The sequence below is a fragment of the Streptomyces cahuitamycinicus genome (assembly GCF_002891435.1).
Lineage (GTDB): Bacteria > Actinomycetota > Actinomycetes > Streptomycetales > Streptomycetaceae > Streptomyces > Streptomyces cahuitamycinicus.
Genome location: NZ_POUC01000483.1, coordinates 1 through 5,555, shown reverse-complemented (window position 1 = coordinate 5,555; position 5,555 = coordinate 1). Strand labels below are relative to the sequence as shown.

Sequence of the window (5,555 nt, the reverse complement as noted above, 5' to 3'; positions counted from 1 at the left end):
GGCCTGGAGGCGGCCGCCGGTGCCGTCGCGGGTGCCGTCGCGGGCTCGGGGGCCGCCGCGGGCTCGGGGGCCGTACCGCTGCCGTTTGTTTGTGTCGCGGGCACGGGTGCCGCCGTGGGCTCGAGGGCCGTACCGCTGCCGTTCGCCTGCGTCGCGGCCGTGGGGGCGCCGGCGCCGTGGTCCGGCCTGGAGGCGGCCGCGGGTGCCGCCGCGGGCACGGGCGCGCGGGTCGCGCCGCCGCCCGGCTGCGAGCCTGCCGACACCGCGGAGGCGGTCGCTCCCTCGGCGCTGCCCTGTACGGGAGCCGGGCCACCGCCGTGGCCGGGCTGCGGGGCGGGCGCGTCACCGGCCGGGGCCGGTTCCTCCGAGGGAGGTGTCGGTCGTGGGTGGTGGTTCGCGCGTCTCGCGCGGTGTTCCAGGAAGCGGCGCAGGAGTGGCCGGACGAGCTCTCCCGCCACCACCGCCAGCAGCAGGTACATCGACAGCGCCAGCCACAGGAAGCCCGGCCAGGCGAGGACCTGCTGGAGCCAGAACGGGGCGCCCGCGCGCTCGGCGACCAGGGCCGTGACCGTCAAGGTCCAGCCGCCGGCGATCAGGACCGCTCCCGCGCGGCGCGTGAGGCCCGGGCCCTGGGTCGTGTCGCGGAACAGGCGGCGCCACACGTACCAGTTGCCCGTCACCACGACGGCCAGGACCAGCACTGCGACGAGTACGAAAACGATGACCACGGTGTCCCTGTCTCCCGATCGCCCTATGACGTCCGGCTCAGTGCGCGCAGACCACGCAACCCGATGGCCCCGACGACCGTCCCCAATACGAAGGAAACGACGGCGAGCAGCAGGTGCACCCAGAAGTAGGCCGTGGGACGACCGTCGTCGAAGGCGAGCCCGCTGCCGTCCGCGACCAGGTTCTTGACGAAAGTGATCCAGATGACCCAGCTCCACACCCCGAAGGCGAGCAGGAACCAGGAGACGGGGCGGCTGAGCTTCACAGAAACAGACCTTTCGTCACAGCGCCGGGCTCCCGGGTCCGGCCGGGGGTCCGGGAGTTGTCCCCCGGATGAGCACGGCATGAGACCAGTATCGCCAGAGCCTGTCCGGTTCCGTCCGCGGGGTGGGGGCGGAAGCGGGACTTCACCCCGTACGGCATGTACGTTTCCGACCGTGCCCGCTCCGAAGAAGACCGTCAGGCGATCCCTGCTGGTCACCTCCGCCGTCCTGTCGTCCCTCGCCCTGGCCGCGCCCGCCGCCGTCGCCGCCCCGAACCCCTCGGGCAGCCCCTCGGCGAGCCCGTCGGCGAGCCCGTCGGCCACTCCCCCGGCGTCGATGTCGACCGTGGGCGGCGCCCGGCTCGGCAGGCCGGGGACACAGGTGAACCTGGCGAGCGGTGTGCCGGTGCTGCCGAAGGACCTGAGCGCCCGCTCCTGGATCGTCGCGGACGCCGAGTCCGGTGACGTGCTGGCCGCGCACAACGCGCACTGGCGCCTCGCCCCGGCGAGCACACTGAAGATGCTGTTCGCGGACACGCTGCTGCCGAGGTTCCCGAGGGACGCCAAACACAAGGTCACCCCCTCCGACCTGGCCGGGATCGGCTCGGGCTCCAGCATGGTCGGGATAAAGGAGGACGAGACGTACACGGTCCACGACCTGTGGCTGGGCGTCTTCCTGCGCTCCGGCAACGACGCCGTGCGCGTGCTGTCCGCCATGAACGAGGGCGTCGAGAACACCGTCGAGGACATGAACGAGCACGCCGAGGAGCTCCAGGCCCTCGACACGCACGTCGTCAGCCCGGACGGCTACGACGCCGAGGGGCAGGTCTCGTCGGCGTACGACCTGACGCTGATCGCCCGCTCGGGAATGCAGAAGAAGGACTTCCGCGAGTACGCCTCGACGGTCAGGGCCAAGTTCCCGGGGAAGACGAAGAAGGGCAAGAAGGGCAAGACCGTCCGCGAGTCCTTCGAGATCCAGAACACCAACCGGCTGCTGTCCGGCGACTCGGACGTGCCCGTCTACGAGGGCATCGCGGGCGTCAAGAACGGCAACACCACCAACGCGGGCGCCACCTTCACCGGCGTCGCCGAGCGCGGCGGCAAGGTGCTGCTGGTGACGGTGATGAACCCGGAGAAGCCGGATCACAACGAGGTCTACAAGGAGACGGCCCGGCTGTTCGACTGGGGCTTCAAGGCGGCCGGGAAGGTGCAACCGGTGGGCGAGCTGGTGCCGCCCAGGGGTGCCGCGCAGGCCAGTGCCCAGCCCGGCGCGAACCCCTCCGGCGAGGCCGGCGGCTCCGGGGACGGCGGCAGCGGCACGGCCGGGACCGGTTCGAAGCCGGTGGCCGGCGCCCCGACCGCGGACGGTTCCAGCGGCATCGGGACCGCGCTCGGCATCACGGGCGGGGTGCTGGTGCTGCTCGCGGGCGGCGCGTTCCTGGTCAACCGCCGCTGGCCGCTGCCGGATCTGGTGCGCCGCCGGACTCGCCCGTGAGGCCCGGGACTTCGTCCTCCTTGCTCTGCGTCGCCGTCCAGGAGGCGCAGAACAGCACCAGCTTCGAGGTGAAGTTGATCCACAGCAGCAGCGCGACGGGCACCCCGAACGCGCCGTACATGCTCTTCGCCGCCACGCCCTGCAGATAGCCGCTGAGCAGCAGTTTCAGCAGCTCGAAGCCGATCGCGCCGGTCAGCGCCGCCACGAACAGGCGGTGGCGCGTCGGCTCGACGCCGGGCAGCAGCGTCAGGACGTAGAGCAGCAGCAGGAAGTTCGCGAGGACGGCGATCACGAACGCGGCGATGTGCAGCAGGACCCCGCCCCAGCCTCCCTCGTCGATGCCGAGTTCCCGGGTGATCCAGCCGATCATCGCGGAGGCGACGGCGGAGGCGGCGATGGTGACGAGCAGCGCGCCGCCGAGGCCGAGCAGGACCCCCGCGTCCTTGCCGTAGCGCACGGCGGGGTTCTCCTCCTCGTCGTCGAGGTCCCACACCGCCCGCAGGCACTCGCGCATCGAGCCGGCCCAGCTGACGCCGGTGAAGAACAGCAACGCGCCCGCGATGAGGCCGATCGTGCCGGCGTTGTCCACGAGGCCGGCGAGATCCAGCTGGTCGGAGATGCCGGGGACCTGCTCGGCGAGCTTGTCCTGCAGCTTCTCCTCCTGGCCCGTGCTGAGCGTGGCGGCGGCGATGGTGGCGGACACGGTCAGCAGCGGGAACAGCGCGACGAAACTCGTGAAGGTCATCGCGGCGGCCAGCCGCGTCCACTTCACGCGGTCCAGCCGCTCGTACGACCGCCACGCGTGCGTGATCATCAGCCGTTCCGCCCACGGCCCGATCAGCGGTAGCTTTTTCAGCCAGTCCATGATCCGACTCTGCCCTCCGCCCGGAACACCCATGTACGGGTACCCCAGAACCGCAGGACTGTGGCCAGCGCCATACCGATGACCGCGCCGGAGACGGTGTCCGCGCGCTGCGAGGTGAGCCCGAGGCCGTAGTGGCTGACGGCCAGGCAGAGCAGTTGTACGGCGGCGCCCGCGAGGTTCACGGCGAAGAACACGGCGTACGGGCGCAGGCCCGGGGCGCGCGTGGCGCGGTAGGTGCCGAGGGCGTTGCCCGCGTAGGCGACCGTGCAGGCGGCCAGGAAGGACAGGGACTTGGCGGTGAGCGGGTCGAGTCCGGCGGGCCCGCGCAGGTAGGTGAACAGGGCGAGGTCGACGGCGTAGGCGAGGAGGCCGACGGTGGCGAACCCGATGAGCTCCCGGCGGTCGGGGAGCGCGGGGCCCCGCCACGCGCGCGTGGTCACCAGTTCGCCACGGCCAGGCCGTACATCGCCACCCAGGCCACGCCGATGAGCGCGAGCGCGCGGTCGCGCAGGACGACGTCCTCGGGTTCGCCTGCCGTGCCGCGGTCGGCGAAGACGGCGTACCTGAGGATCGCCAGGATGAAGGCCACCATGGACAGTTGGCGCCAGGGCAGCACGCTGGTGTGCGGGACGCCGCCCTCCTCCATCGCCCACAGGCAGTAGCCGAGGACGGCGACGCCGGCCGCGAGCTGCCAGACGAAGCGGAGGTAGCCGGTGGTGTACTCGGTGAGCAACGCCCGGGTGGCGCCCGCCTTTCCGGCCATCTGGACGGCCTCCGAGTAGCGCTTGGCCGACACCATGAACAGGGCGCCGAATCCGGTGGTGATGAGGAACCAGCGCGACAGCGGGATGCCGAGGGCGAGTCCGCCGATCATGGCCCGCATCAGGAAGCCGGTGGTGACGACGGCGAGGTCGACGACGAGGACGTGCTTGAGGCTGACGCAGTAGGCCAGTTGCATGGCGAGGTAGGCGGTCAGCAGCGCGGCGACGGCCGGGCCGCACAGCCAGGCAGCGGCGGCGGGCGCGGCGAGGGCCAGGCAGCCGCCGACGGCGTAGGCGAGGGGCACGGGGACCTGCCCGGCGGCGACCGGGCGGAGCCGTTTGACGGGGTGGGCGCGGTCGGCGTCGGCGTCGCGGGCGTCGTTGACGAGGTAGACGGCGGCGGCGCAGGCGGTGAAGAGGACGAAGACCAGGGCGAGTCGGGTCAGGGCGTGCCGGGAGAAGAGCTCGCCGGCGGCGGCCGGGGCGGCGACCACGAGGACGTTCTTGACCCACTGCCTGGGGCGCGCGGTCCTGAGGAGACCGGCCAGGAGACCGCCCTTGCGGGGTGGCGCGGGCCGCTCCTGGTGGGTGCGCTGCCGCAGGACGGCCGTATCAGTCATGGTCGGCGCCTCCCCGCATCCAGCGGGCGCCCAGCCGGGCCGTGAGGGCGCCCAGGGCCGCGCCGGCGGCGACGTCCGTGGGGAAGTGGACGCCGGCCACCAGCCGTGAGACGCACATCAGGCCGGCGAGCGGCGGGACGGCGTGTGCTCCCAGGGCTCCGAAGGCGACGGCGGCGGCCGCCGCGGAGGTGGCGTGCGAGCTGGGGAAGGAGTGCCGGCCGGCGGTGCGCACCAGGGGCTCGACGTGTGCGGGGCGCGGGCGGCGCACGGCCCGTTTCACTCCCATGCTGACGAGGTGCGCCCCGGCGGTGAGGGCCGTGCCGCGCAGCCAGGCGCCGCGCCGTCTGCCGTCGACGGCGGCTCCGGCGAGGCCCGCCGCCAGCCACAGCGCCGCGTGCTCCCCCGCCCAGGACAGGGCGCGGGCGGCGCCGGCCACGCGCGGGTCGCTGCCGCACTCCCTGAGCGCCGAAACGATCCGGTGGTCCATGTCGTGCAGGTCGTCGAGGTCGTCCATGTGGACTCACTGTTCACGCCCACCAGGCCTGAACTCCGGCAATATTGAGCGACATCCCATTAATCACCCATTTCGGGGAGGGATGCCATGTTCACTAACTAATCGCTCACAGTAGGGCGATACGGTCACAGACATGTCTGCCGACACCGATTCCGACCCCGACGTCATGGGCCTGGACCACACCACCGTCACGGGCTGGGGCCGCACCGCCCCCACCGCCGCTTGGCTGATCCGCCCGCGCACGTACGAGGAGGCCGCGACGGCCGTCCGGGAGTGCGGCGCCCGCGGCGGGATCCCCCGGGGCCTGGGGCG

General features: G+C 72.5%; 6 protein-coding genes and 2 pseudogenes. 2 read left to right on the top strand and 6 right to left on the bottom strand.

Annotated features, from left to right (window positions below; genetic code table 11):
- Both C1J00_RS47375 and C1J00_RS37310 read right to left on the bottom strand, forming a co-directional pair.
- Positions 1 to 728, bottom strand: a pseudogene (locus C1J00_RS47375) (metallophosphoesterase); the annotation flags it as partial.
- A 23-nt stretch (positions 729 to 751) separates the two neighbouring features.
- Positions 752 to 991, bottom strand: a complete 240-nt coding sequence (locus C1J00_RS37310; protein WP_102913348.1) for an SCO4848 family membrane protein — start codon at positions 989 to 991, stop codon at positions 752 to 754.
- Positions 992 to 1,163: 172 nt separating this feature from the next.
- On the opposite strand from C1J00_RS37310, the gene C1J00_RS37305 reads away from it, so the two are divergent.
- On the top strand, positions 1,164 to 2,483 hold the full coding sequence (locus C1J00_RS37305) for a D-alanyl-D-alanine carboxypeptidase family protein (protein WP_102913347.1): 1,320 nt from the start codon (positions 1,164 to 1,166) through the stop codon (positions 2,481 to 2,483).
- Here the strand turns inward: C1J00_RS37305 and C1J00_RS37300 are convergent.
- Genes C1J00_RS37300 through C1J00_RS37285 form a run of 4 tightly spaced genes read right to left on the bottom strand, consistent with a single transcriptional unit; the run spans position 2,431 to position 5,243 of the window.
- Positions 2,431 to 3,348, bottom strand: a complete 918-nt coding sequence (locus tag C1J00_RS37300; protein WP_102913346.1) for a YihY/virulence factor BrkB family protein — start codon at positions 3,346 to 3,348, stop codon at positions 2,431 to 2,433. The genes C1J00_RS37305 and C1J00_RS37300 overlap by 53 nt on opposite strands.
- Positions 3,336 to 3,788 carry a GtrA family protein gene (locus C1J00_RS37295; protein ID WP_102913345.1) on the bottom strand — a complete coding sequence of 151 codons (453 nt, stop codon included), beginning with the start codon at positions 3,786 to 3,788 and terminating at the stop codon, positions 3,336 to 3,338. The genes C1J00_RS37300 and C1J00_RS37295 overlap by 13 nt, the downstream gene beginning before the upstream one ends.
- The gene (locus tag C1J00_RS37290) at positions 3,785 to 4,729 is read right to left on the bottom strand and encodes a decaprenyl-phosphate phosphoribosyltransferase (RefSeq protein WP_102913344.1); all 945 of its coding nucleotides are present in this window, start codon (positions 4,727 to 4,729) and stop codon (positions 3,785 to 3,787) included. The genes C1J00_RS37295 and C1J00_RS37290 overlap by 4 nt, the downstream gene beginning before the upstream one ends.
- Positions 4,722 to 5,243, bottom strand: coding sequence for a phosphatase PAP2 family protein (locus C1J00_RS37285; RefSeq protein WP_102913343.1), 522 nt, complete (start codon positions 5,241 to 5,243; stop codon positions 4,722 to 4,724). Before C1J00_RS37285 ends, C1J00_RS37290 begins: the two co-directional genes overlap by 8 nt.
- Positions 5,244 to 5,376: 133 nt before the next feature.
- Here C1J00_RS37285 and C1J00_RS47370 point away from each other — a divergent pair.
- Positions 5,377 to 5,555 (top strand): annotated as a pseudogene (locus C1J00_RS47370) (decaprenylphosphoryl-beta-D-ribose oxidase); the annotation flags it as partial.

What these genes read in the sequence shown, in the direction of transcription:
- C1J00_RS37290 (WP_102913344.1), bottom strand. Translation starts at nt 4,729, where the DNA reads ATGACTGATACGGCCGTCCTGCGGCAGCGCACCCACCAGGAGCGGCCC.
- C1J00_RS37300 (WP_102913346.1), bottom strand. Translation starts at nt 3,348, where the DNA reads ATGGACTGGCTGAAAAAGCTACCGCTGATCGGGCCGTGGGCGGAACGG.
- C1J00_RS37285 (WP_102913343.1), bottom strand. Translation starts at nt 5,243, where the DNA reads ATGGACGACCTCGACGACCTGCACGACATGGACCACCGGATCGTTTCG.